The following is a 21,949-nucleotide window of genomic DNA, read 5'->3' on the forward strand; positions in this document are numbered from 1 at the left end:
CACCCGTGCGTCCAGCACAGGCGCAGAACCTTGTTACTCGGCCTGCAAGACACCCCGGCGCAACTGATCGCGCTCGATGGATTCAAACAAGGCCTTGAAGTTGCCTTCACCAAAACCATCATCGCCCTTGCGCTGAATGAACTCGAAGAACACGGGGCCCATCAAGGTTTCAGAGAAAATCTGCAGCAAGAGACGGCGGTGGCCACCTTCCGATGTTCCGTCCAGCAAAATGCCACGGCTTTGCAGCTCTGCGGTGGGTTCACCGTGTGCAGGCAGGCGGCCTTCCAGCATCTCGTAATAGGTTTGTGGCGGTGCGGTCATAAAGCGCATGCCCATGGCCTTGAGCTTGTCCCAGGAGGCGATCAGATCGTCGGTCAGGAAAGCCACGTGCTGAATGCCTTCACCATTGAACTGCATCAGGAATTCTTCGATCTGGCCCGAGCCCTTGGCAGATTCCTCGTTCAGGGGAATGCGGATTTTGCCATCGGGGGCGGTCATGGCCTTGGACGTCAGGCCGGTATATTCGCCCTTGATGTCGAAATAGCGAATCTCACGGAAGTTGAACAGGTGCTCATAGAACTGGGCCCAGTAAGCCATGCGGCCGCGATACACGTTATGGGTCAGGTGATCGATCTCTTTCAGGCCCGCGCCCACGGGATGACGATCCACGCCGTCCAGGTAAACGAAGTCAATGTCGTAGATGGAGTTGCCTTCACCAAAGCGGTCGATCAGGTACAGAGGGGCACCACCAATGCCCTTAATGGCAGGCAGACGCAGTTCCATCGGTCCGGTAGGAATATCGACAGGTTGGGCACCCAGTTCCAGCGCCCGCTCGTAGGCCTTTTGCGCATCGCGCACACGGAAGGCCATGCCGCAGGCCGAAGGGCCGTGCTCGGCAGCAAAGTAAGCCGCGTGGCTCTTGGGCTCTTCATTCAGGATCAGGTTGATCTCGCCCTGGCGATACAGGGACACTTTCTTGGAGCGGTGTACCGCCACTTTGGTGAACCCCATCATCTCGAAGACAGGTTCCATCACACCAGGCTGGGGAGCGGCAAATTCGATGAACTCAAAGCCCATCAGGCCCATTGGATTTTCAAACAAGTCAGTCATAGCAGACTCCAGTTGCAATCAGGTAATCAAAGATGGCGTAAAAACGCCTTGAAACTTGGGCTCAAACCTTGCAGGGGGGCGCGCAGGATACCCCACGCACACTGCGTGCCAAGTGATCACCAAACAACAATTGAAATCCCAGAAACCTCACAGGCTCTGCTCCAGTGGGCGGGAAGCCGAAATGCATTCCCATCGCCGACATTTATTATCAGGTAAACAGGCCTTTTTTCGATATAGAGCATTACCCTAGAGACTTCAACCACCTGCTCTAGCGCGCCAGCAGCTGGGGTACCGAAGAGACCAGCATGGCAATGCCGGACAGGGTCAACAGACTTAAAACAAGGGCTCGAAACGTGCTTTGGCTAATGCCCACATACAGGCGCGCGCCCGCCAGCACAGGGATCAGCACAGCCAGCATCACCAGTCCTATAGACGGCAACATGGACGGCAGAATAGAACCGGAAGCAATATAGGCCAGCAAAGTTACCGACAAGGTCGCCAGATTGAAGTTTTGTATAACGGCGCGCTGCTCATCTTTGGGCAGCCCGGTCATGGTGGTCCACAAGGTAGGAATCACCCCCGTCATACCACCGAGCCCGCCCATGATGCCGCCTATCAAACCCGACACGGCATTGGCCAGACGGCTACGCACCCTCACATGGCCCAAACGGCTGGACATCAGCATGATCGGGCACCAGATCACCATCAAGGTTCCTAAAAACGCCTTGAATACGGCTGCATCCAGGAAAGGCAGCAAATAGGTCCCCAAAGGCACACCAATCAGGCCGCCGGCCAGAAACGGCAACAGGATCTGCCAATAAGAGGTACGCCGCCGGGTGAAGGCGGCAATCATCTGCCCGGTCCAGGCACCGCATACCGCCAGCACCGCCGCCAGTTGAGGCTCCAGAAACCAGGCCCAGCAGGACATAGCCACCATGCCAAAGGCAAAGCCCGACAAACCCTGCACAAAACCCGCCACAATGGCGCCAACAGCCACCGCCCAGTAAACCGACTCCATCATCCCCCGCTGCTCCTTGCCTGTAGACAAGCGACAGTATCTCTCTTTACGAATCGAGCGGGCAGAAAAAAGCCTCCACAATGGAGGCTTCCCAAACTGTTACCGGCGTCGGCCAAGACTGGCCAATCAGGCCTGGTTCAGATTGGTTCAGGCTGGGTCAGCAGCACGCAGATCACGAGGTTGGATCAGCGATTCGGCACGCAACACGTCATTCAGGGTCTCGGCATCCATCAAACCACGCTTGAGAACCACGTCACGAATATTGGTACCTGTCTGGAAGGCTTCGGCGGCAACCGAGGTAGCCGCTTTGTAACCGATGAACGGGTTCAAGGCGGTGACCAGGGAAATGGAACGCTCGATATTGCTTTCCAGGCATTCACGGTTGGCAGTGATACCTACCACGCAGAACTGGGTCAGCGTGTCGCAAGCATTGCTCAACAAAGCCATGCTACGCAGCAGGGAGTGAATAATCACAGGCTCAAACGCGTTCAGCTGCAACTGACCGGCTTCAGCAGCCATGGTCACGGTCATGTCGGCACCAATCACTTCAAAGGCAACCTGGTTGACCACTTCAGGGATCACGGGGTTGACTTTACCGGGCATGATGGACGAACCAGCTTGCACGGCGGGCAGACAAATTTCACCCATACCAGCACGAGGACCGCTGGAGAGCAGACGCAAGTCGTTGGACAGCTTGGACAGCTTGACGGCAGCGCGCTTCAACACACCCGACAGGTGCAGGAAACCGCCGCAATCCTGAGTGGCTTCGATCAAATCGTCAGAGACACGCAGTTGAACACCGGACAGATCAGACAAGGCAGCCACAGCCAGCTGAGCATACTCAGGGTGAGCCGTAATGCCGGTACCAATAGCCGTACCGCCCAGATTCACGTCACACATCAGCTTGCGCGATTCTTTCAGACGCACGATGTCTTCGTTGATCATGGTGGCAAAGGCGTTGAACTCCTGACCCAGGGTCATGGGCACAGCATCTTGCAACTGAGTGCGGCCAATCTTCATGTACGAGGAGAATTCCTCGGACTTTTTCAGGAAGGCGTCGCGCAGACGTTCCATGGCGGCAAACAGCGGGTCCAGCGAACGGTAGGCAGCCAGGTGCAAAGCCGTTGGATAGACATCGTTGGTGCTTTGGGCCATGTTCACATCTTCATTGGGGTGAAGATACTGGTACTCGCCGCGCTTGTGACCCATATGTTCCAAGGCCAGGTTACAGATAACCTCGTTGGCATTCATATTGGTCGAGGTACCTGCGCCGCCTTGAATCATGTCTACCACGAAATGCTCATGGCACTTGCCCGCTTGTACGGCCTGACATGCAGCCACAATGGCGTCGTGCTTATCCTGCTCCAGCAAACCCAGTTTGAAATTGGCCTGAGCAGCTGCCTGCTTGACCAGCGCCAGAGCATTAATCAGTTCCGGGTAAGTTGAAATAGGCGTACCGGTAATGTGGAAATTCTCCTTGGCACGCAAGGTATGAACACCATAATAGACTTCATCGGGGACTTGGCGGTCTCCCAGCAAATCATGTTCGATACGGAACTGACTCATAATTCCTTCGTTTCCTTAATAACGATAGCAAGACTTTTTTGATACGCCTCATACTCAATCCCGGACTACAAACGGAACAAAGCCCTACCATTTCTTGCGAACTTGGCAGGGGCTCGGGGACATGCTGGCAAATACCGCTAATAAGCTTTGGATAATGCTTGTATCCAATTCCGGAAAGCAAAGGCCCGTAAAAAACGGGCCTCTATTGCAATCCGCCAAGCGGGGTGAATGATCCAACCGCCTTTTTTGAAGGCATCGTCGAGCTCGGGAAGCGCTTTGAACATTGTAAACGCCGAGCGCTCACATGCACGTCGTTTTGCGGTTTTTCTTGAGTTGGGCCGCCTTCTCTTCCTGACTGACAGTTGAAAACTCGCTTAATTTAGCGGTGTATCTCCGATATAGCTCACTCATCATGTCTGTAACAAGAGTCTGGCGCTTTGGACACGAGCGTTGCGCGCTTGCATCATTTTGATGCGTTCAAGCCATAAGACTCACAACACAGGATCAAAAATCATCCCATGCTGCCTGGATAGGAAGTCCGGAAACCTTGCAGTTTGAGAAAAAAAGGAAGGCAAAAGAGTATACACAGGCTTTACGACTATTCTGTAAACCCATAGCCGCTTATACTGAAAAAAACTGGTCTTATTTTACTAAATGAAAATTCCTAATCAATAAAAGATGTTTAAATCAGTAAAAATGGAATTAAAAAATAAGATAAATTTCCACATTAAAAGCAGCGGCTCAGTAATAAAAGAAAGCAAACCCGTTTTTATTGGGTTTTATTGATTCTTTCTAAATAACTACTGCTCTTTGCCGCGCACTCCTTAACGGCACAGCACTATGAAATTACTCGATCTGAAATATCAAACTATCCTGAGCGAATCCCAACGCCAGGCTCACCCTAAAACCGAGGATATCGAACTGTGTTTACGCGTTCTGTCGCTGGCCTCCAGCATTAATCGCGCTTCCAGCTCTGTTCTGAACGAATTTGGTCTGTCCGAAGGACGTCTGGTTCTGCTGTTCTTGCTTAGCCGCCAACCCTCTGGCCTGAGCCCCGCGCTATTGGCAGAACAAGCTGGCGTAACCCGCGCCACCATCACCGGCCTGCTCGACGGGCTGGAACAGCAGCAATTGCTGGTACGCCAGAACAATACCTCGGACCGCCGCGTGCTCACTGTTAAACTCACCGAGGCCGGACAAGAGTTGTGCGAGCACCTGCTGCCCTATTACATCGAGTGGCTATCGGGCGTATTTAGTCATGTGCCCCAAGACGTGCGCGAACGCTTGTCCAATTTGTTATCCAAAGCCCTGCAAGGCAACGACACACCGGAAATCAAAGTTGAAAAGCCTCTTTCACACACCATCCCCGGAACCATGCAGCGCAGTTATATGGCTTAAGGCACATACTCGCCTTGCCCCAGGGTCGACCTTGTCGTCGACCCTACACCGTCAAGGGTGGCAACCGTATCGGTGCCACCCTTTGTTTTCGTCCCTGCAAGGCTGAAACTTATGGATGCTGCTGTTATGGATGCCATGAAAAAATGGCCCAATGTGCCCGCTGTCAGCGGGTATATCTCTTTAGATCAGTCTGGTCATTGGCGTCATCACCCGGCTGGCGATGCTAACCAGCACCCAGGGCAAGTGGGCGAGCGCATTGCCCACCAGGGTTTGTTGGCATTTTTCAACCGTAATTATCAGGCGGATGAACAAGGCCGCTGGTTTATCCAGAATGGTCCGCAACGTGTTTATGTCCGTCTGGACGCGGCCCCACTGATTGTTTCCCTGGCCCAAGATCAAGCCCATTTGCAAGACCATACTGGCCGTCCCGTTGAAACTATTCAGGCCTGGTACATCAGCGCTGAGGGCAGGCTCTATTTGCGCAGCTCCGCAGGCCCGGCCTTGTTGGCGGGCCGTGATGTTCCTGCCCTGCTGGATCAGTTACGCACAGATCAACACGGCCTGGAGAGTCTGGATCTGGAGCAAGCCCAGCGCAGCGAAGGCTGGTCCTTGCCCGCGTACCCACAAGCCTGTTCCCTGACAGTCTGGTCGTCCTGCGTGTCGCCCGCCGAGGAATTGGCGTATATTGTTTTGCCAGAACCCGATCCCAATTGAACCGCCATCACAGAATCTGCATGACCCAGCCATCCGCCTCTTTCTATTTCCCCGCCCCACGCACGCAAAACTTCTGCAATCAATGTGGCAGCAAATTGACACGCCTGGTGCCCCCGGACGATAACCGCATGCGTGATGTCTGCGAAAATTGCGGCGCGGTGCACTACCAGAATCCCCGCAATGTGGTCGGTATTGTGCCCATGTGGAAGGACGATCAGGTCTTGCTGTGCCGTCGCGCCATCGAGCCGCGCTACAACACCTGGACCTTGCCCGCCGGTTTCATGGAGCTGGGCGAAACGCTGGGGCAAGGCGCCTTGCGTGAAATGGGCGAGGAAGCGGGTGCGCAAGTCGAACCCGGCCCGCTCTTTACCGTTATCAGCGTGCCTTACGCCGAACAAGTTCACGTGTACTACCTGGCCAAAGTCATCAGCGATGTGCTGGACCCCGGTCCGGAGTCCCTGGAAGCCCGTTTCTTCCACCTGGACGACATCCCTTGGGACAACCTGGCTTTTCGCACCGTAACTGCCACCCTGGAGCGTTACGTCGAAGACCACAAGGCAGGTCGCTTCCAGATTCACGAATTTGATATCGCCCCCCGCGACCACGGCTGATCATGTCGCTTGTATGGGTCGCTCCTGATCAGGCCCTGCCCAGCCCTGAACATGCCAGCCCCGAAGGACTGGTGGCTGCCGGTCTGGATTTAAGCGTTCCACGCCTCCTGGAAGCCTATAGCCAGGGCATGTTTCCCTGGTACAGCCCTGGCGACCCGGTTCTGTGGTGGTCTCCTGATCCGCGCATGGTGCTGGAGGTCGATCAATTCAAGATTTCCCGCTCCCTGGGCAAAAAACTGCGCCAGATTGCACGGCAGCAAGATCAAGACGACGCCCCTATCCGAGTCACCTGCGATCTGGCCTTTGAGCAAGTCATAGGCCAATGCGCCGCCCAACGTAGTGCGACCGGCACCTGGATCAGCCCGGATATTGAGCAGGTCTATACAGCTTTGCACCACAGTGGCTACGCCCACAGCGTAGAAACCTGGATGGACGGCAAGCTGGTCGGCGGTTTGTATGGGGTGAATCTGGGCCGCTTTTTCTTTGGCGAATCCATGTTTGCCTTGCAAACCGATGCCAGCAAGATCGCCCTGGCCCATCTGGTGGAGTTCCTGAAGTTCGCGGGCATCCCGTATATAGACTGCCAGCAAGAGACATCGCATCTGGCCAGTCTGGGTGCCAGCCCCATCCCCCGGAAAGACTTTATGGCTGCCCTGGCCTGGGCCAAAGATCAACCCAGCCCGGTCTGGCCGCGCGGGGCATTGCAACTAGGCCTGCCCCCAACTTGCTAGGCTGGCGCGAGCATCCCATAATGGCTCTATCACGCTTGGCAGAGTCGCATGAATTATCCCAAAGCACCCAGTCCCCAAACGCTGCAATTCTATTCCACGGCCAGCTATCGTTGCAGTTACCTGCCAGAGCAACAGGCACGCTCGCTGGTTGCCGCTCCTGCCCACCTGATTAACGACACGGTTTACTCCAAGCTGGTCCAGCAAGGCTTTCGACGCAGCGGCACCTTTACCTATCGCCCCTATTGCGACCAGTGCCGCGCTTGCCTGCCCCTGCGTTGTGACACCCTGCACTTTCAGCCTGACCGTGCCCAACGCCGTGCCAAAAAACGCCACGGCAATCTGGTCGTACAAGATCTGCCCCTGCACTGGAATGCCGAACACTACGAGCTGTACCGCCGTTACCAGGCCAGTCGACACCCCGGCGCCGGCATGGACGAGGACGACCAGTCCCAGTACGCCCAGTTTCTGCTGGCCAGCCATGTCACTTCGCGTCTGCTGGAGTTTCGTGAGCCCGACGGTACCTTGAAAATTGTGGCCGTCATCGACGTGCTGCAAGACGGGCTCTCCGCTGTTTATACCTTTTTTGATCCCGACGACACCGGCAGTCTGGGCACCTACGCCGTGCTCTGGCAGTTGGACTATTGCCGTCAACAATCCCTGCCCTGGCTCTATTTAGGCTACTGGATCGAAGAAAGCCGTAAAATGGCCTACAAAACCCGCTTTCGCCCCTACCAGCTCCTGATAAAAGGTCGTTGGGAATGGCTGGCTTAACGTCCTCTTTTATCGATCCCCATGTCTGCCCTATTCAGCCTTTATCCCTTGGCTCGCCGGGTGCTGTTCAGTCTGGATGCTGAACACGCTCACGAACTGACTTTGAAATCCCTGCATTGCGCCCACCAAACCCCAATTTTGGGCAGTTTGCTGAAAGACTTGCCCAGCAAGCCTTTGGAACTGATGGGTTTGAAGCTGCGCAATCCTGTGGGTCTGGCCGCAGGCCTGGATAAGAATGGCGCGCATATTGATGCCCTGGGCGCACTGGGCTTTGGCTTTGTCGAAGTTGGCACAGTGACCCCGAAAGCGCAGCCCGGCAATGCCAAACCACGCCTGTTCCGCTTGCCTGAAGCCAATAGCCTGATCAATCGCTTTGGCTTTAACAACCACGGCCTGGATACCTTTATTGATAATGTGCGCAAAAGCCAGTTCCGCTCGCAAGGCGGCATTCTGGGTCTGAACATTGGCAAAAACGCGACTACCCCCATTGAGCAGGCCGATCAGGACTATCTGACGTGTCTGCGTGCGGTCTACCCCCACGCTGATTACGTCACTGTGAATATCTCCTCACCCAACACGCAAAATCTGCGTGCGCTGCAGGCACAGGATGAACTGGCCCGTCTGCTCGGTTCCTTGCAAGCGCTACGTACGGAATTGGCGCAAGAGCACCAACGCTACGTGCCTATCGTGGTGAAAATCGCTCCTGACCTGGATCAATCGCAAATTGATGCCATTGCGGACACAGTACCCTCGCAAGGTCTGGACGGCATTATTGCCACCAATACCACCTTGTCGCGCGATGCCGTACAGGGTTTGCGTCACGGTCAGGAGCAAGGCGGTTTGTCCGGCCCACCCGTGCACGAATTATCCTTGAACGTCATTCGTCGTCTGCGCGAGCAACTAGGCCCTGACTTCCCGATTATTGGTGTTGGCGGTATTGAATCTGGCCGTCAGGCTCAGGAAAAGATCCAGGCAGGTGCCCAGGCGGTACAGCTGTATACCGGCTTGATTTACAAAGGCCCGGCCCTGATTTCCGAGTGCATTCGCGCCCTGTAAAACGCATCGTGCCCGCGTTACGCGGGCACTAGCACCCTGAAGCACGTTCACTATTGGCACGGCAAGCAAGAAAAAAGCCAGCTCAACGAGCTGGCTTTTTCTTTAGCGCCTGATTAAATCAGACCAGCAAAGACTTACTTCTTGCTGGTAGCAGCCGTTGCCGCAGCGGCAGCCGCTTCAACGGTTTTATTGCTGGCTTCGGTGACTTGAGCAGCAGCTTTCAGGCTGGCGTTAGTAGCAGCCTGGATGTTGCTTTCAGCAGCATCAGCAGCTTGGCGAGCAGCCTTGACAACGGTTTCAGCCGCGTTAGAAGCCGTGGCGAAGGAAGACTTCAGCAAAGCAACAGCGCTTTCGGTACCGGTAGGTGCGTTTTTGGCCAGCTGGTCGATAGCGTCAGCAGCGTGCTGTTGACCTTGAGCCAGTTGAGCTTCAGCGATGCGCGACAGGTTCAGTTGCAGATCGGAGAAGATGTCGTAAACGCTTTTGCCGTATTCCAGAGCCTGGGCAGCATTAGGCTTGGCCACGCTTTGCGACAGGGCCACAACGTCTTGCACGTCTTTGGCGTTGATAACTTGCTGGGATTGGCCAGCCGCTTGTTCCAGCGAGCTGCGCAGCAGATTCAGATTCAGACCAACCAGCTTTTCAAAGCCTTGCAGCAATTGACCTTGAGCAGCGAACAGGTTGTTCAAAGTAGCTTGTTGGGATTCCAGTACGTTTTGTGGAATAGCACTCATGATGTTTTCCTTGGAGATACGTGGCCTGGGTCAAGCCAGCGTGAAATTAGTGTCAGTGTTACTAGACAAGGGTCTGAAGAAGGCCCGGCCCATTCGCAACTACGCAAGGCAAACCTTCTATGTTGCACCGCAACAATTCAACTTTAAGCGCTATCCAAAACAAAGTCAACGTAATTTGTTGCGCTGCAACAAAACCGTCATGGACTTGTAATCAAGACTGGAAAAACAACACTAAAACACAGACTTAACGCTGTTTGTCGTATCCCAGCGTTTCGGAAATTTTAGCGGCGGTATTCAGCAAAACGGGAATCCAGTCGTCGTGCAAACGCTCGGCCGGAGCAGATAAAGACAGACCGGCCAAAAGCTTGCCGGTGTCGTCATACACACCAGCCGCAATACAGCGCACACCCATCTCCAGCTCCTCGTTATCGCGGGCATAGCCCAGACGACGAACTTGCGCCAATTCGCGCTCCAGCAATTCCAGTTGAGTAATGCTGTTACGGGTAGCACCGGCCAGGCCGGTACGCATGACGTAGGCCCGCACCTGACGCGGTTCCCAGGAAGCCAGAAACAACTTGCCGGTCGAGGTCAAATGCAAAGGTGCATGGCCACCAATGGCGCGCACCACCTGCATACCCGAGCTCTCGCTCCAGGAACGTTCCACATAGACAATTTCATCGCCCTGCTGCAAGGACAGATTCACCGTTTGTCCGGTGTACTTGTGCAGCTCGCGCATGGGGGCCAGGGAAGCCGCACGCACATTCAGACGGCCTTTAACCAGGGAGCCCAGCTCCAGCAAACGCATGCCCAGTCGGTATAAACCGCTATCCACGCGCTCCACATAACGCCCCACCACCAGATCGTTCAGGATACGGTGAGTGGTTGAGGTATGCAGGCCAGTTGCAGCCGCCAGATTCTTCAATGCCACTGGCTCAGATTGCTTGGCCAGTTCGTCCAATAGAATCATGGCGCGTTCCAGAACCTGGATCGACATCTGACCACCATTGTTTGACGACGCGCCTGAGGGCGTAAAGGAATTTGTTGTCATTATTAGGAGAATTATGATGCAACGCAACAAATTCCATAATATGAAATGGTCGCGCGCTTGGCAAGCGCTATTTTAGCGCAGGGCTCAAGCTCCCGCCCAAGTCCAGCACCTGCTGGCGCAAATAGGCCAAGGCCTCTGCCGCCGGTTCCGGCTCCCCTTTAACGCCCAGATCAATATGTGGCTGTCCGCCCGCTTCCCCCACGCTGGGCAGGCTAAACGCTTTCACACCTGGCCAATTCAGCTCTACATGCTCCATGGCCGGCGTAATACGCGACTCTGGCAAGTTAAAGGCCAGGAAAGAGTGTTCGACTCGATGAGCCAGATGGTGCAGTTCCCGATAGCGAGTATCCAGCGTCCACTCCATCATAGGCCAGGCCATCACAGGAAAACCCGGCATGAAGGTGTGATTGTGAATGAAAAAACCGGGAATCTTGTTGTAGACGTTGGGCACAATTTCGGCACCCACCGGGAACACACCCATCTGCAGGCGCTGCTGGTTCTCGGGCAAGGACATATCCGCACTACCCACGCCATTACGCTCATTTTCAGCACAGCGCTCAGCAATCAAGGCTGCGGCCTCGGGATGCAGCTTCAGCTCCACACCCAAAGCCTTGGCCGCCGCCTGACGGGTCTGATCATCCGGTGTCGCACCAATCCCACCACAGCAAAACACAATATCCGGCGTCGCAAAACTGCGCTGCAGGGTGGCGGCAATCGTATCCAGATCATCAGGGATGATCTGGGCGCCCCCCAGTTGCAAGCCCCTGGCCCCCAGCAGCTCGATCAGTTTTGAAAAGTGTTTATCGTAGCGACGTCCCGACAGGATTTCGTCGCCAATAATAATCAGACGAATAATGGCTTGATCCTTAGTTGTCATGGTCAATAAGCGTAGTAGAAGCCGCTGCTGCCTCGTGCTGGCGCAGGCGACGAAGGTTTTCCAAAGAGAAGTGGGCAAACACCAGAGCCGAGAACACAGGCAAGACCAGCCAGGCCGGTGGAATCAGGTTCAAGAGGGCAAAGATCAGACCGATCAACCAGTACTGGCTATTCAGACGGGACCACAGATATTTGCGCTCTTGCACATTCGCGTGCTCAACCAGGGAATCCACCCGCAACATGCGCGTCAGGGCAAAAACCCACCACAGCACGGGCAAAATCAGCGCAAAAGGAGGAAAAATCCATAACGGCAAGGTGACCAGCCAACCCACTACAAACAAGGTTCCCACCCACACCGCGTTCCAGACGCTGTAGACCGTGGCATTGTGGCCTTGCTTGATCAGATCGGGATAGTCTTTCTGCTGCAAATGGCCCAGGACCAAAGGCATGACCAGCACAGCGGCAATAATCAGGCCCAACACACCGGCCAGAGGCAACAAAATGCCTAAAGCCAACAAGGGCGCCAGATACACTTTCAGCGAGAACAGGCCCAAGCCCACCAACCACTGATCCACGGATTCAAAGGCATTCCAGCCCCCCAGCAGCTCCAGCAACCAGGTCTGAATGGGGGTCCACAATAGCCAGCTCAGTAAAATCAGGCCCACAAACATGATCAGGAAAGGCATGACCAGGGCCACCAGCATGCGTGGCTGAAATTGCGACACCAAAGAACGCTTGAAGGCGATGGAGATGCTGGCCCAACCGCCAGCAGGGCCCGATCGCGATGGGGCAGACGAAGATACGGACATACTGCTCCTGCTAAGCAAAATCGATTACCCGAGTATCATAGACACAGTCGCTTCTTTTTGTCTGTATGAAATTATGGCCTTGTTCAACGCCCAACACGATCTGACCGCCCTGGCGGCCCACCTGCAAGCCGAACCCGATGCTTTGTTGATTGCCTGTTTCTGCGCCGAATGGTGCAAAACCTGTCAGCAATATCAACCCGCTTTTGAGGCTTTGGCCACACAGTTTCCCCAGGCTTGCCTGATCTGGATTGATATTGAAGAGCAGCCCGAGCTAGTGGGCGATGAAGATATTGAAGATTTCCCCACGCTGCTGATCCAGAACGAAAATGGGACCGTTTTCTACGGTCCCATGCTGCCTCATATCGAACATCTGGAGCGTGTGGTGCACAGCATCTCCGAACGCAGCCCGGTCGTTGATGCCGGGCCCGGGGATTTGCGCGCCTTAGTAGCGGCCGCCGCCTAACAGAACACCCACCGAACGCTTGCGCGTTGTATTGGAAGGAGTCGTCACCGCTGGCTTGGGCGCAGCAGCGGTCGATGGCTCGTAGGGCTTGAGGAAAAACTCGTCCACGGGTGGCGTGTTCGACTGATACGAACGACGCTCACCACGCTCGTGACGGTTGGAACCGGAACGGGACGAAGCGGCAGCAGGCAGATCCAGCTTCAGACGTGGCACAGCCGTGCCAATCAGCTTCTCAATTTCTTGCAGCAAATGCTCTTCATCGGGAGCCATCAGGGCAATGGCTTCACCCGAGGCGCCAGCACGACCAGTACGGCCAATACGGTGCACGTAGTCTTCAGCGTTGTACGGCAAATCCACGTTGATCACGCAAGGCATACCGGCCACATCCAGACCGCGAGCGGCCACATCGGTTGCCACCAATACATCCACACTGCCGCTCTTGAAGGCGTCCAATACCTTCATGCGCTCCAGCTGGCTTTTATTGCCGTGGATGGATTCCGCCTTGATGCCTTCACGCTCCAGATAGCGGGCCAGTTGACCAGCACCAATCTTGGTATTGGAAAAGACGATAGTCTGGGTCAGCTTCTTGGTCTTGATCAGATGCGCCACGGCACGACGCTTCTCGTCCGCCGACATGGGGTACACCACCTGAGTGACCGTCGATGCGGTCGCGTTGCGGGCAGCCACTTCGATCTCGACCGGATCATTCAGAAAGTTGCGGGCCAGCTTGCGGATTTCCTTGCTGAACGTCGCCGAGAACAACAGTCCCTGACGATTCTTGGGCAGCAAGGACACAATACGGTCCAGATCGGGCAGGAAGCCCATATCCAGCATGCGATCAGCTTCATCCAGCACCAGAATGCTGACCTGGCTCAAGTTGATCGTGCGCTGATCAATGTGATCAAGCAGACGGCCTGGGGTGGCGATGACAATTTCAACACCACGGCGCAGGGCCTCTTTTTGCGGTCCAATATCCACACCACCGAACACTACCGTCGAGCGCAAGGGGACCGATTTGCTGTAGAGCGCAATGCTCTCGGCCACCTGGTCGGCCAGCTCGCGTGTTGGTGTCAATACCAAAGCCCGCACCGGGTGGCGGGCGGGCGAAGCGCTGGTCGTGGCGTGCGCCATCAGACGATTCAGGATAGGCAAGGAAAAGGCTGCCGTCTTACCTGTACCCGTCTGTGCTGCCCCCATGACATCACGGCCGGCCAGCACCACGGGAATCGCCTCGGCCTGAATAGGCGTAGGCTTGGAATATCCCGCCTCGGTAACGGCGCTTAATATTCCAGGGTGCAGACCGAAATCAGCAAACGTAAGGTCATTGGGGGTCGAAGGAGTTTTATCTGTCATGTACGCAAAAAGTCGGCTTGCCACCAGTGGCAAGCATTTGTAACAATCCTATTTTAACTTATGCCCGCCTGCCTCACAGCAGTCACGGGCATGTCAGTACTCGGGTCAGGATTTTATGGCATCACGGCACGTATCAGCCAGAACGCCACCATCCCGGCCACGATTACCCAAACAGCGTTACGGGTACGGATGAACACCAGCACAGCCACCAGGCTGGCCAGAGCTTTAATATCCAATCGGGGGGTGTCGCCGTAAGCCCAAGGCAAAAGTTCCGGGATAATGATTGCTGCCAGAGCAGCTACCGGAGCAAAGCGCAAGGCGCGCCGCATACGTTCGGTCAGGGGCAGCAAATCACCAAACATGAAATAGCCGGAGCGGGTGAGCAAGCTGCACAACACCAACAGGGCGATTGCACCCAAAACGTACCAATCATACTGCCAATCGCTCATCACCGTGCATCCCTATGCCGTTGCAGTTGTTCTGCCGCCACGCCAGCCAGCACTCCGCCAAGCACCGCTGCCACCAGCCCCAAACGCAGGGGCAGCGCCTGTCCGACCCATGCAATCACGCTGGCCGTAATCAAACAGGCCCACATGGCACGGTTATTGACCAAGGGAATCAGGAGCGCCAACAAGGCCAGAATGGCCGCAAACTCCAGCGACCAGGAAGGCGGCACATAGGCACTGAGCACAATGCCCGACAAGGAGGCAATCTGCCAGCTTAGCCAACCAGGCAGGATGATTCCCAGGTAATACCAAAGATGCTCGCGCGAGCCGCGCTCTTTTGAGTCGCCATACTTGGACATGAACAGCACAAACACCATATCACTGGTGATATAGCCCAAGCCCAGGCGTTTCTTCCAGCTCAGATGACGAAAAAAAGGCTGCAAGGCCGCTCCAAAAATAATGAAGCGAATATTGACGATGAACCCGGCAGTGAAAATCAACCACAAGGGCGCGTGGGACTCGATCAGCGGCAAGGCCGTCAGCTGGGCCGAGCCCGCATACACAAACAAGGTCATCAAGGTGGCTTCAAACCCGCTCAAGCCGGACTTGACCATGGCCACGCCCGTTACAAAGCCCCAGACCACAGTGGCAATCAAGGCGGGAATAAAGTCGATGAAACCGGCGCGCATGTGTACACGATCCTGTGCACTAGGCAACAAGGCCGATAATCTTGTGATGGCTGACACGCCGTCTCCTGAGATGTGCTGCCCGCAAGCTGTAAACAGCGGCGACAGCTTTGCTTATGATTTTTCTTATTCTAGAAGCAAAACCGAGGCACGAACATCTTGCTCTGTTGATAAGGTCAAGAAAAAACAGGCCGGGTCTTGCTACAATCGCTAGTCTACGCACGTAAAGTTCGGCACCGCCGTTGCGTGCACGGTATTCTTACCTCTCTCATTGTTATCAGGAACCTTATGAGCGCCGCTATCGAACCTAAAAAAGCAGATCACGAACTGATTATGGTCGGAGCCGACGATCTGCCCGTGCACTGCCCCCGTCCAGGTGGCACACTGTGGAACATGCACCCCCGCGTGTATATCGATATCAGCAAGACCGGCGAAGCCGCTTGCCCTTACTGTGGTGCCCGCTACCGCCTGAAAGAAGGCGAGAAGGTTCACGGTCATTAATTTCTGAATCTGGCTTCGTTGGACCCCACTGCTCCCCCCTCTGGCAATGCGATAGAGCCGGGCCCTGTGCCCGGAGCTGACGCGCAACCCTGGCGTCATGCCGATACGGTTGCCCGTCTGGATTCCAGCGCCTGCCCCCTGCCCGCCTGGTTGCCTGGCGGACACATACAGACCATTCACGGGGCATTTTTTGCCCGCCATCACCATATCGCCTTTGTCCGTCAAAGGATTGATACACCCGATGGCGACTTCCTGGACCTGGACTGGACCGGGCCTGGTCTGTTTGCCGACAAGCTGGCCAACGGCGCCACCGCCCAACCCGACGCCCATCTATCCCGCACCGCCGCCCGCCGCTGGATGCAGCCCCAGGATTGGGACAGCCTGCCCAGCACGGCCGATACCCATGCCCTGGTTCTGTTTCACGGGCTGGAAGGCAGCAGCCGCAGCCATTACATCCAGGCAATCGCCCAGTACTTCCGCGCCCGCGGCTGGATTGTGGTGGTCGCTCATTTCCGGGGTTGCTCGGGCTTCCCAAATCGCATGGCACGTGCGTATTACTCGGGTGACTCGGAAGAAATCAGCTTTATCCTGAATACGGTTCGAGGCCATCTTCCCAATGTGCGCTGGCACGTAGCTGGTACCTCGCTGGGCGGCAATGCCATGCTCAAGTATTTGGGGGAAGCGGGTGATGAAGTGTCCTGGTTGCAGGCATGTGCATCCATTTCGGTACCACTGGATCTGGTCGCTTGCGGCCGCTACCTGTCCGAATCCCGAATGGGCCGCTGGTTTTACTCGCCCTATTTTCTGAAAAGCATGCGCAGCAAGCTGCAGGACAAGGCTCACCGTTTTCCAGGCATGGTCGATACTGCCCGCTTGAATCAGGCCCGCACCATACGCGACTTCGACGACATTTATACCGCGCCCATGCACGGCTTCAGCCATGCGCTGGATTACTGGACGCGCGCATCCAGCAAGCCTTTGCTGCGCAATATCAAAATCCCTACGCTGGTTTTGAATGCTCGCAACGATCCTTTCGTGCCGCACACCAGTTTGCCGACCATTCAGGACTGCTCGGACTCCATCCTGCTGCATCAACCTGCCGAAGGCGGGCACGTCGGTTTCATCACGGGCAGCATCCCCGGCAATATGGGTTGGTTACCCGCAAGACTGGCCCGCTTCTTTGAAACCAATAGCTAAGATCGGCTAAAGCGGGCCTGCGGGCTCATCAGGAGCGGAAACGCTCCAGCAAGATACGCTCACTTTCCACACGTTCACGCAATTGACGAATCTGCGTATCCAGCTCGGATTGCTGATAGAAGTCCTGGGTCAAATTGCGCGCCTGCTGCAATTGCTCCACAGCGGTAGGCAGAGCCCCCACTAATTCATAGTACTCAGCCATGGCACGTCGGGCCTTTACACCGTCGCCCAAACGATCATAGGTTTGTGCCAGCAACTGATGCAGCTGGGGTTCATCAGGCCATTGCTTGATACGCTCCATCAAGAAAGCCTGCGCCTGATCGTTTTGCCCCAATTGCTGCAAGACCTGCACATAAGCCAAAGCCACCCCTTGGCTCTTGGGCCAACGCTGCCAGGCCTGCTTGGCCAAATTCAAAGCACCTTGCACATCTCGATCGGCAATCGCAATGCGTATACCCAGGGTATCCAGCTCCGGAGCCTGGAATTTGCCCTGTCCCCGCGCTTCGGTCAGATGCGCACGAGCCTGTTCATAATCCTGACGGCCTTGCGCAATATAGGCCAGACCGTACTGCGCCGCAGAGCGCTCCAGATCACTTTGTGACTGGTTCGTACTTTGCAGCGCCTGTTCCAGAACACGCAAAGACTGCCCACCCCCAGCCTGCATCACCATCAACTTCGCACGGATATACCAGAACGAAGGGGTGTCCTGATAATTACTGGCTGGCAGACCGCGCACCCGGTTACTGATGTCTGATTCACGCTGCTGAGACATGGGGTGAGTGCTGGCGTACTCATTGGCTGTCGCGCGCTCATTCAGACGCGAAGCCGCGGCCAGACGCTGAAACATCTGCACCATACCTTGTGGCTCATAACCAGCCTTGAGCAGCATCTCGAAACCGACGCGGTCAGCTTCTTGCTCGGCCTGACGAGAAAAACCCAGCTGCCTATCCACGGCCGCTGCTTGTCCGAAAGCAGCCGCCCCCATCGCCAGATCACCACTGCCCGCCAGGGCCCCCAACAAGGCTCCGGCCAGAGCAGCAATCAGCAAATGGTTGCTTTGCGCACTTTGGGTAATACCGCGAGCCACGTGACGTTGCGCTACGTGGGCAATTTCGTGAGCCAGCACCGAGGCCAATTCGGACTCGGACTGTGAAGCCGTGAACAGCCCGCTATGAATACCGATATAGCCACCGGGCAAGGCGAAGGCGTTGATGCTGCTATCACGCAGGGCAAATACCGTCACTGGCTGCGCCATGGCAGGACCGTACTGGGCCAGCTTGCGGCCCATATCCGTCAAATACTGATTGATATCCGGGTCCGAGACATAGTCGGGTGAACGCCTGCCCTGCTCCATGATGGCATTGCCCAAAGTCCGCTCCAAAGCCGGAGACAACTCGGCACCCGAAGCTGCTCCCATTGAAGGGATGCCCACAGGCTGCGCCTGCACAGGCAACACTGAACCGAAAGCCAGCGACAAAGCCAGACATAGAGAAAGCGCGGAACGGGCGGGTTTAAACTGCATGGATACTCCCGACAAAATCAATTGGCCCTGACCATCATAGCGCTTGTCCGCTTGCGAGATTCTGGCAAACGGTGACGCGCTGACAGGCGCATCAAGGTGCCCAAGGCATACAAAAGGCCAAACACTTCAACCAGACCGGCCAGCACCCACATAATCAGGCCACCCATGACCTGATCAGCCAGCGCATCCATACCCGGAATGGCACGACCGCATAAATCGAAAATCGGATAAAGGTCGTATTCAGTAAATGTGATGATGGCGCCCACAATCATCTGTGGCACCATCGTAATAACCGGCGAAAGTATACGCCCACCCACCGACAGCCGGGCCGGTGGTGAAGGCCGACGATCCAGAATCAGGTTCCAGTACATGATCCCGCTGATGACCACAGACCAGTTCATCAAACGGTACAAACGCCAGTCCAGCATGGAATAGAACTGCACCGTAGGCAGCATCCATATCAGGACCAGGAAAACAAACAGAAAGGCGACCAGTATCGGGTTGGTCAGGACAGCCTGGACACGTCGGCCACTGGGTCGGCGCAACCATTGGGCCAAAGCCCGACGCCAGCTCAGCGGTAGACCCGCACGCAAGGTTTGACCGGGATAGGCACCCATCAGGAACAAGGGGCCCAGATGATGCAAGATCAAATGCTGGGCCCGATGGATGAAGAACATGCGCTCGGCGTAATAGTCCAGGCGCGTGTGCAAGGAAAGATAGAGAAGAATCAGGCCAATCCAGAAGAAGGACTGGCGCAAAAGATTGGGGCGGTGTACTTGCCGCCCCCGGACGTACAAAGCGATGACCAGCAAGAAGGTCAAAAGCAAAACAGGAGAAAACTCCCAAGGTGTCAGCCAGTCGAGCAAGGACATAGCAGCGCCATCCGCAAATCCAGTTGCGGTTTAGTTTATAGCAATACGCTCCCGTCCTGCCCACTTCACATTCAGCACACCGGGATAATCCCGAATCAGTCGGGCGCGCTGCATCAGTTCTGCACGCAGCTCAGGCGGGCAAGTCAAGGTCACGCACGCGGTATCGTGCGTATCGGAATGGTCTACCTGAACATTGGCCACACGAATACCTGCGGTATTCAGGTCCGAGTAAATACGACGCCGGATCTGGGCCAGATCGCCACGAGGGCAGACAACCGTCAAACGGGAGACGGACAAAGGGGCACGAGCACGCAGGGCAGAAGCCTGGATGCCGGCACGGCGCAAAAAGAGATCAAAAATACGCATACATTCCCCCTATTGCACATAAAAGTTGCAACACATCAGGATTCGGAAAGCCAAAGGCTTTCTAGAGAATGAAATGGCGGGGAATTTAAGGCAGCAGAACAGCCGCCTGAGACACCACGCCCTGAAACTTCCAGGACGCGGCAAGCTGTGAAGGAATCAGCGGGCCTGAACGCGCCTGGACATAGATAGGTCGAACATAGATCGACTAGCACTGTCGCCGGGGTCGGGATTCACCACACAGCTCCTATAAAACCAAAGAACCCGTATTGTAACGTGCGCAAGGCAGCGCCACAAGGGCAGCCCTGTGAAAAACCTTTACTTTACAAGGCACTTGATGTGTTTAATACACAGACAAATCCAGCCAGCCCATGTAGCGATAAAAGGCCATGATGATATGTACCAGCCAGAACAGGCTGATGTTGGCAAAGGCAACCGTAGACACCACTGCCGTCAACACACTGGGCCAGCCATGCTGATTATGCTGATCGCTTTGCGGGTTGTAGAGGGCGTCAAACTTTTCGGGGCTACGCAGCGCCAGAATCACGGCCTCGATAATCCCGGCACTGACAGGCAAGATCAGCAAATTGGGAAATAACGAATCCAGCCCCTGCTGAAACACCAGCGTTCCCAGAATGGCCAGGCCAGTAAACACCAAAGGGACATACCAAAAGCGTCTGCCCAGATAGCGATGGTGCGCACCCACCATACCTAATAAAAGAGACAGCCACGCGGCGGTGACTTTATGGCGAAAAGGTTTGGTCTGTTCAAATGACAAAGTCTGCTGAGACATGCAGGGCATCCAATCCGGGCTTGTGCTGCCAGCCATTGCGCACAGCTGTCATTTGCTTAAAGCCAATTTGACAGCCACCTTCCCGTACAATACCTGAATTACTTCCTTGCCGTCATGAGGTCCCCCATGAATGCCACCGACTACGACATCGCCATTTGTGGCGCCGGTCCCGTAGGCGCATCTTTGGCGCTGATGCTGGCTGCCCAGCACCCAAGCCCGTCACGCATTGCCGTTCTGGGGAAAAACTTCGATCTGGCCAGCACCGAACATGCTCAGGGCGATCCACGCACGCTGGCCCTCAATCACGGCAGCCGTCGTCTGATTCTGAATCAGCTCAAAGCCTGGCCCGAGCGTGCCGCCCTGATGCGCACCGTGCATGTTTCCCAAAAAGGACGCCTGGGTCGCTGTCTGATTCAGGCCGACGAACTGGGCGTACCTGACCTGGGCGCCGTGGTTCATTACGATGATTTGCTCTGGACCTTGCACGCCCGGCTCCGGGACAGCGGCGTTACGCTACTGCCCGCTCAGCAAGCCCGCACCCACTCCGCCCCCAAACAGATTCTGGTCGACCACGATGCGGGTCAGGCCACAGCCTTGATTGCCGTACAGTGTGATGGCGTCCGCCCTACCGGCGTGCGACGCGATTATGGTCAACATGCCTTGTTGACGACGGTGCGCGCCAGCCAGCCTCAAACCGGCTGGGCCTACGAGCGCTTCACCGAGCACGGCCCCTTTGCAGCTCTGCCCCACCCTGACGCTCCCGATCTATATGCCATCGTCTGGTGCAATAGCCCGGAACGCAGCCAATCCTTGGCCGAGCTGCCTGTTCAAGAGTTCCAGGCCGCCATGCTGCAAGCCTTTGGAGAGCGCCTGGGACATCTGGAGCTGGTGTCCAAGCGTCACATCTTCCCGCTTGCCTTTCATGCTGGCCCCAGTCGCTTGTCCGAACGCCTGCTGGCAGTAGGCAATGCCGCCCAGACCTTGCACCCGGTTGCCGGTCAGGGTCTGAACCTGGGCTTGCGTGATGTCGCACAATTGTCACAGTGTCTGGCCGCCTGGCAAGCTGATTGCAGCCAGAACCCCGATCCCTTTTTGGCCCGCTATGCCCGTTTGCGTCGCCCAGATCGCTGGTTGACCGCTGCCATCACCGACACCTTGCCGCGTCTGTTCGCCACCAGGAATCCATTGATCCAGCATGCATGTGGTCTGGGACTGTTGGCCATGGACACCCTGCCCTTCGCCCGGCAGCCATTTGCCCGGCAGCTGCTGCAAGGAATGCGCGCCTAGGCCCACCTGCGTTACAGGCCCCGA

The 21,949-nt window shown here is 55.9% G+C and carries 25 protein-coding genes; 11 read left to right on the forward strand and 14 right to left on the reverse strand.

Annotation, left to right across the window (positions count from 1 at the left end):
- Nucleotides 1-33 precede the first annotated feature (33 nt).
- The 3 genes from hppD to aspA form a co-directional block, all read right to left on the reverse strand.
- A complete protein-coding gene (gene hppD / locus OSH04_RS19155) occupies nucleotides 34-1,110 on the reverse strand; it encodes a 4-hydroxyphenylpyruvate dioxygenase (protein ID WP_026484753.1) in 1,077 nt (358 codons plus the stop codon).
- A 268-nt stretch (nucleotides 1,111-1,378) separates the two neighbouring features.
- Nucleotides 1,379-2,128, reverse strand: a complete 750-nt coding sequence (locus tag OSH04_RS19160; protein WP_115634057.1) for a sulfite exporter TauE/SafE family protein — start codon at nucleotides 2,126-2,128, stop codon at nucleotides 1,379-1,381.
- Nucleotides 2,129-2,275: 147 nt separating this feature from the next.
- Nucleotides 2,276-3,694 (reverse strand): aspartate ammonia-lyase, encoded by a 1,419-nt coding sequence (aspA, locus tag OSH04_RS19165; protein WP_009460082.1) that lies wholly within the window; start codon nucleotides 3,692-3,694, stop codon nucleotides 2,276-2,278.
- An 840-nt stretch (nucleotides 3,695-4,534) separates the two neighbouring features.
- On the opposite strand from aspA, the gene OSH04_RS19170 reads away from it, so the two are divergent.
- The 6 genes from OSH04_RS19170 to OSH04_RS19195 all read left to right on the forward strand — a co-directional run bounded on the left by OSH04_RS19170 (nucleotide 4,535) and on the right by OSH04_RS19195 (nucleotide 8,975).
- The gene (locus OSH04_RS19170; protein ID WP_021446953.1) at nucleotides 4,535-5,092 is read left to right on the forward strand and encodes a MarR family winged helix-turn-helix transcriptional regulator; all 558 of its coding nucleotides are present in this window, start codon (nucleotides 4,535-4,537) and stop codon (nucleotides 5,090-5,092) included.
- A gap of 111 nt (nucleotides 5,093-5,203) precedes the next feature.
- On the forward strand, nucleotides 5,204-5,806 hold the full coding sequence (locus OSH04_RS19175; protein WP_254002187.1) for a DUF2946 family protein: 603 nt from the start codon (nucleotides 5,204-5,206) through the stop codon (nucleotides 5,804-5,806).
- Between the two features lie 20 nt (nucleotides 5,807-5,826).
- Nucleotides 5,827-6,417, forward strand: a complete 591-nt coding sequence (locus OSH04_RS19180) for an NUDIX hydrolase (protein ID WP_009460085.1) — start codon at nucleotides 5,827-5,829, stop codon at nucleotides 6,415-6,417.
- A 2-nt stretch (nucleotides 6,418-6,419) separates the two neighbouring features.
- Nucleotides 6,420-7,148, forward strand: a complete 729-nt coding sequence (gene aat / locus OSH04_RS19185) for a leucyl/phenylalanyl-tRNA--protein transferase (RefSeq protein WP_083053156.1) — start codon at nucleotides 6,420-6,422, stop codon at nucleotides 7,146-7,148.
- 48 nt (nucleotides 7,149-7,196) lie between these two features.
- Nucleotides 7,197-7,919: an arginyltransferase gene (locus OSH04_RS19190; protein WP_060186979.1), complete on the forward strand. Its 723-nt coding sequence runs from the start codon at nucleotides 7,197-7,199 to the stop codon at nucleotides 7,917-7,919.
- Between the two features lie 21 nt (nucleotides 7,920-7,940).
- Complete coding sequence (locus OSH04_RS19195; protein WP_035271927.1) at nucleotides 7,941-8,975, forward strand: quinone-dependent dihydroorotate dehydrogenase; 1,035 nt, start codon at nucleotides 7,941-7,943, stop codon at nucleotides 8,973-8,975.
- A gap of 134 nt (nucleotides 8,976-9,109) precedes the next feature.
- On the opposite strand, the gene phaP is transcribed toward OSH04_RS19195, so the two are convergent.
- Nucleotides 9,110-9,709 (reverse strand): TIGR01841 family phasin, encoded by a 600-nt coding sequence (gene phaP / locus OSH04_RS19200; RefSeq protein ID WP_009460089.1) that lies wholly within the window; start codon nucleotides 9,707-9,709, stop codon nucleotides 9,110-9,112.
- Here phaP and OSH04_RS19205 point away from each other — a divergent pair.
- Nucleotides 9,708-9,920 carry a hypothetical protein gene (locus tag OSH04_RS19205; protein WP_009460090.1) on the forward strand — a complete coding sequence of 71 codons (213 nt, stop codon included), beginning with the start codon at nucleotides 9,708-9,710 and terminating at the stop codon, nucleotides 9,918-9,920. The genes phaP and OSH04_RS19205 overlap by 2 nt on opposite strands.
- 33 nt (nucleotides 9,921-9,953) lie before the next feature.
- Here the strand turns inward: OSH04_RS19205 and OSH04_RS19210 are convergent, their stop codons facing one another.
- The 3 genes from OSH04_RS19210 to OSH04_RS19220 form a co-directional block, all read right to left on the reverse strand.
- A complete protein-coding gene (locus OSH04_RS19210) occupies nucleotides 9,954-10,703 on the reverse strand; it encodes an IclR family transcriptional regulator (protein WP_035271925.1) in 750 nt (249 codons plus the stop codon).
- Nucleotides 10,704-10,824: 121 nt separating this feature from the next.
- Nucleotides 10,825-11,634: a competence/damage-inducible protein A gene (locus tag OSH04_RS19215; protein ID WP_035271923.1), complete on the reverse strand. Its 810-nt coding sequence runs from the start codon at nucleotides 11,632-11,634 to the stop codon at nucleotides 10,825-10,827.
- Nucleotides 11,624-12,442 (reverse strand): EI24 domain-containing protein, encoded by an 819-nt coding sequence (locus OSH04_RS19220; protein ID WP_035271921.1) that lies wholly within the window; start codon nucleotides 12,440-12,442, stop codon nucleotides 11,624-11,626. Before OSH04_RS19220 ends, OSH04_RS19215 begins: the two co-directional genes overlap by 11 nt.
- Before the next feature lie 73 nt (nucleotides 12,443-12,515).
- Between OSH04_RS19220 and OSH04_RS19225 the strand changes: the two genes are divergently transcribed.
- The gene (locus OSH04_RS19225) at nucleotides 12,516-12,905 is read left to right on the forward strand and encodes a thioredoxin family protein (RefSeq protein ID WP_266109086.1); all 390 of its coding nucleotides are present in this window, start codon (nucleotides 12,516-12,518) and stop codon (nucleotides 12,903-12,905) included.
- Here OSH04_RS19225 and OSH04_RS19230 read toward each other — a convergent pair.
- The 3 genes from OSH04_RS19230 to OSH04_RS19240 form a co-directional block, all read right to left on the reverse strand.
- A complete protein-coding gene (locus OSH04_RS19230) occupies nucleotides 12,885-14,258 on the reverse strand; it encodes a DEAD/DEAH box helicase (RefSeq protein WP_026484744.1) in 1,374 nt (457 codons plus the stop codon). The two genes, OSH04_RS19225 and OSH04_RS19230, sit on opposite strands and share 21 nt — an antisense overlap.
- Before the next feature lie 113 nt (nucleotides 14,259-14,371).
- Entirely contained in the window at nucleotides 14,372-14,707 is a 336-nt protein-coding gene (locus OSH04_RS19235; RefSeq protein ID WP_009460095.1) for an AzlD domain-containing protein, read from the reverse strand.
- The gene (locus tag OSH04_RS19240) at nucleotides 14,707-15,393 is read right to left on the reverse strand and encodes an AzlC family ABC transporter permease (RefSeq protein ID WP_009460096.1); all 687 of its coding nucleotides are present in this window, start codon (nucleotides 15,391-15,393) and stop codon (nucleotides 14,707-14,709) included. Before OSH04_RS19240 ends, OSH04_RS19235 begins: the two co-directional genes overlap by 1 nt.
- Nucleotides 15,394-15,678: 285 nt before the next feature.
- On the opposite strand from OSH04_RS19240, the gene OSH04_RS19245 reads away from it, so the two are divergent.
- Both OSH04_RS19245 and OSH04_RS19250 read left to right on the forward strand, forming a co-directional pair.
- On the forward strand, nucleotides 15,679-15,891 hold the full coding sequence (locus OSH04_RS19245) for a zinc-finger domain-containing protein (RefSeq protein WP_021446957.1): 213 nt from the start codon (nucleotides 15,679-15,681) through the stop codon (nucleotides 15,889-15,891).
- A gap of 66 nt (nucleotides 15,892-15,957) precedes the next feature.
- Complete coding sequence (locus OSH04_RS19250) at nucleotides 15,958-17,088, forward strand: YheT family hydrolase (protein WP_266109087.1); 1,131 nt, start codon at nucleotides 15,958-15,960, stop codon at nucleotides 17,086-17,088.
- Nucleotides 17,089-17,116: 28 nt separating this feature from the next.
- On the opposite strand, the gene OSH04_RS19255 is transcribed toward OSH04_RS19250, so the two are convergent.
- From OSH04_RS19255 to OSH04_RS19270, 4 genes are all read right to left on the reverse strand, one after another.
- Entirely contained in the window at nucleotides 17,117-18,610 is a 1,494-nt protein-coding gene (locus tag OSH04_RS19255) for a M48 family metalloprotease (RefSeq protein WP_035271918.1), read from the reverse strand.
- A 17-nt stretch (nucleotides 18,611-18,627) separates the two neighbouring features.
- Complete coding sequence (locus OSH04_RS19260) at nucleotides 18,628-19,482, reverse strand: cytochrome c oxidase assembly protein (RefSeq protein WP_009460099.1); 855 nt, start codon at nucleotides 19,480-19,482, stop codon at nucleotides 18,628-18,630.
- A gap of 30 nt (nucleotides 19,483-19,512) precedes the next feature.
- Nucleotides 19,513-19,848: a hypothetical protein gene (locus OSH04_RS19265; RefSeq protein WP_003803097.1), complete on the reverse strand. Its 336-nt coding sequence runs from the start codon at nucleotides 19,846-19,848 to the stop codon at nucleotides 19,513-19,515.
- Nucleotides 19,849-20,188: 340 nt separating this feature from the next.
- The gene (locus OSH04_RS19270) at nucleotides 20,189-20,638 is read right to left on the reverse strand and encodes a TM2 domain-containing protein (protein ID WP_226349517.1); all 450 of its coding nucleotides are present in this window, start codon (nucleotides 20,636-20,638) and stop codon (nucleotides 20,189-20,191) included.
- A 126-nt stretch (nucleotides 20,639-20,764) separates the two neighbouring features.
- Between OSH04_RS19270 and OSH04_RS19275 the strand changes: the two genes are divergently transcribed.
- The gene (locus tag OSH04_RS19275; RefSeq protein ID WP_035271914.1) at nucleotides 20,765-21,925 is read left to right on the forward strand and encodes an FAD-dependent monooxygenase; all 1,161 of its coding nucleotides are present in this window, start codon (nucleotides 20,765-20,767) and stop codon (nucleotides 21,923-21,925) included.
- Nucleotides 21,926-21,949: the final 24 nt, after the last annotated feature.

This window comes from Alcaligenes nematophilus, from assembly GCF_026344155.1.
In the GTDB taxonomy this organism is placed as follows: domain Bacteria; phylum Pseudomonadota; class Gammaproteobacteria; order Burkholderiales; family Burkholderiaceae_B; genus Alcaligenes; species Alcaligenes phenolicus.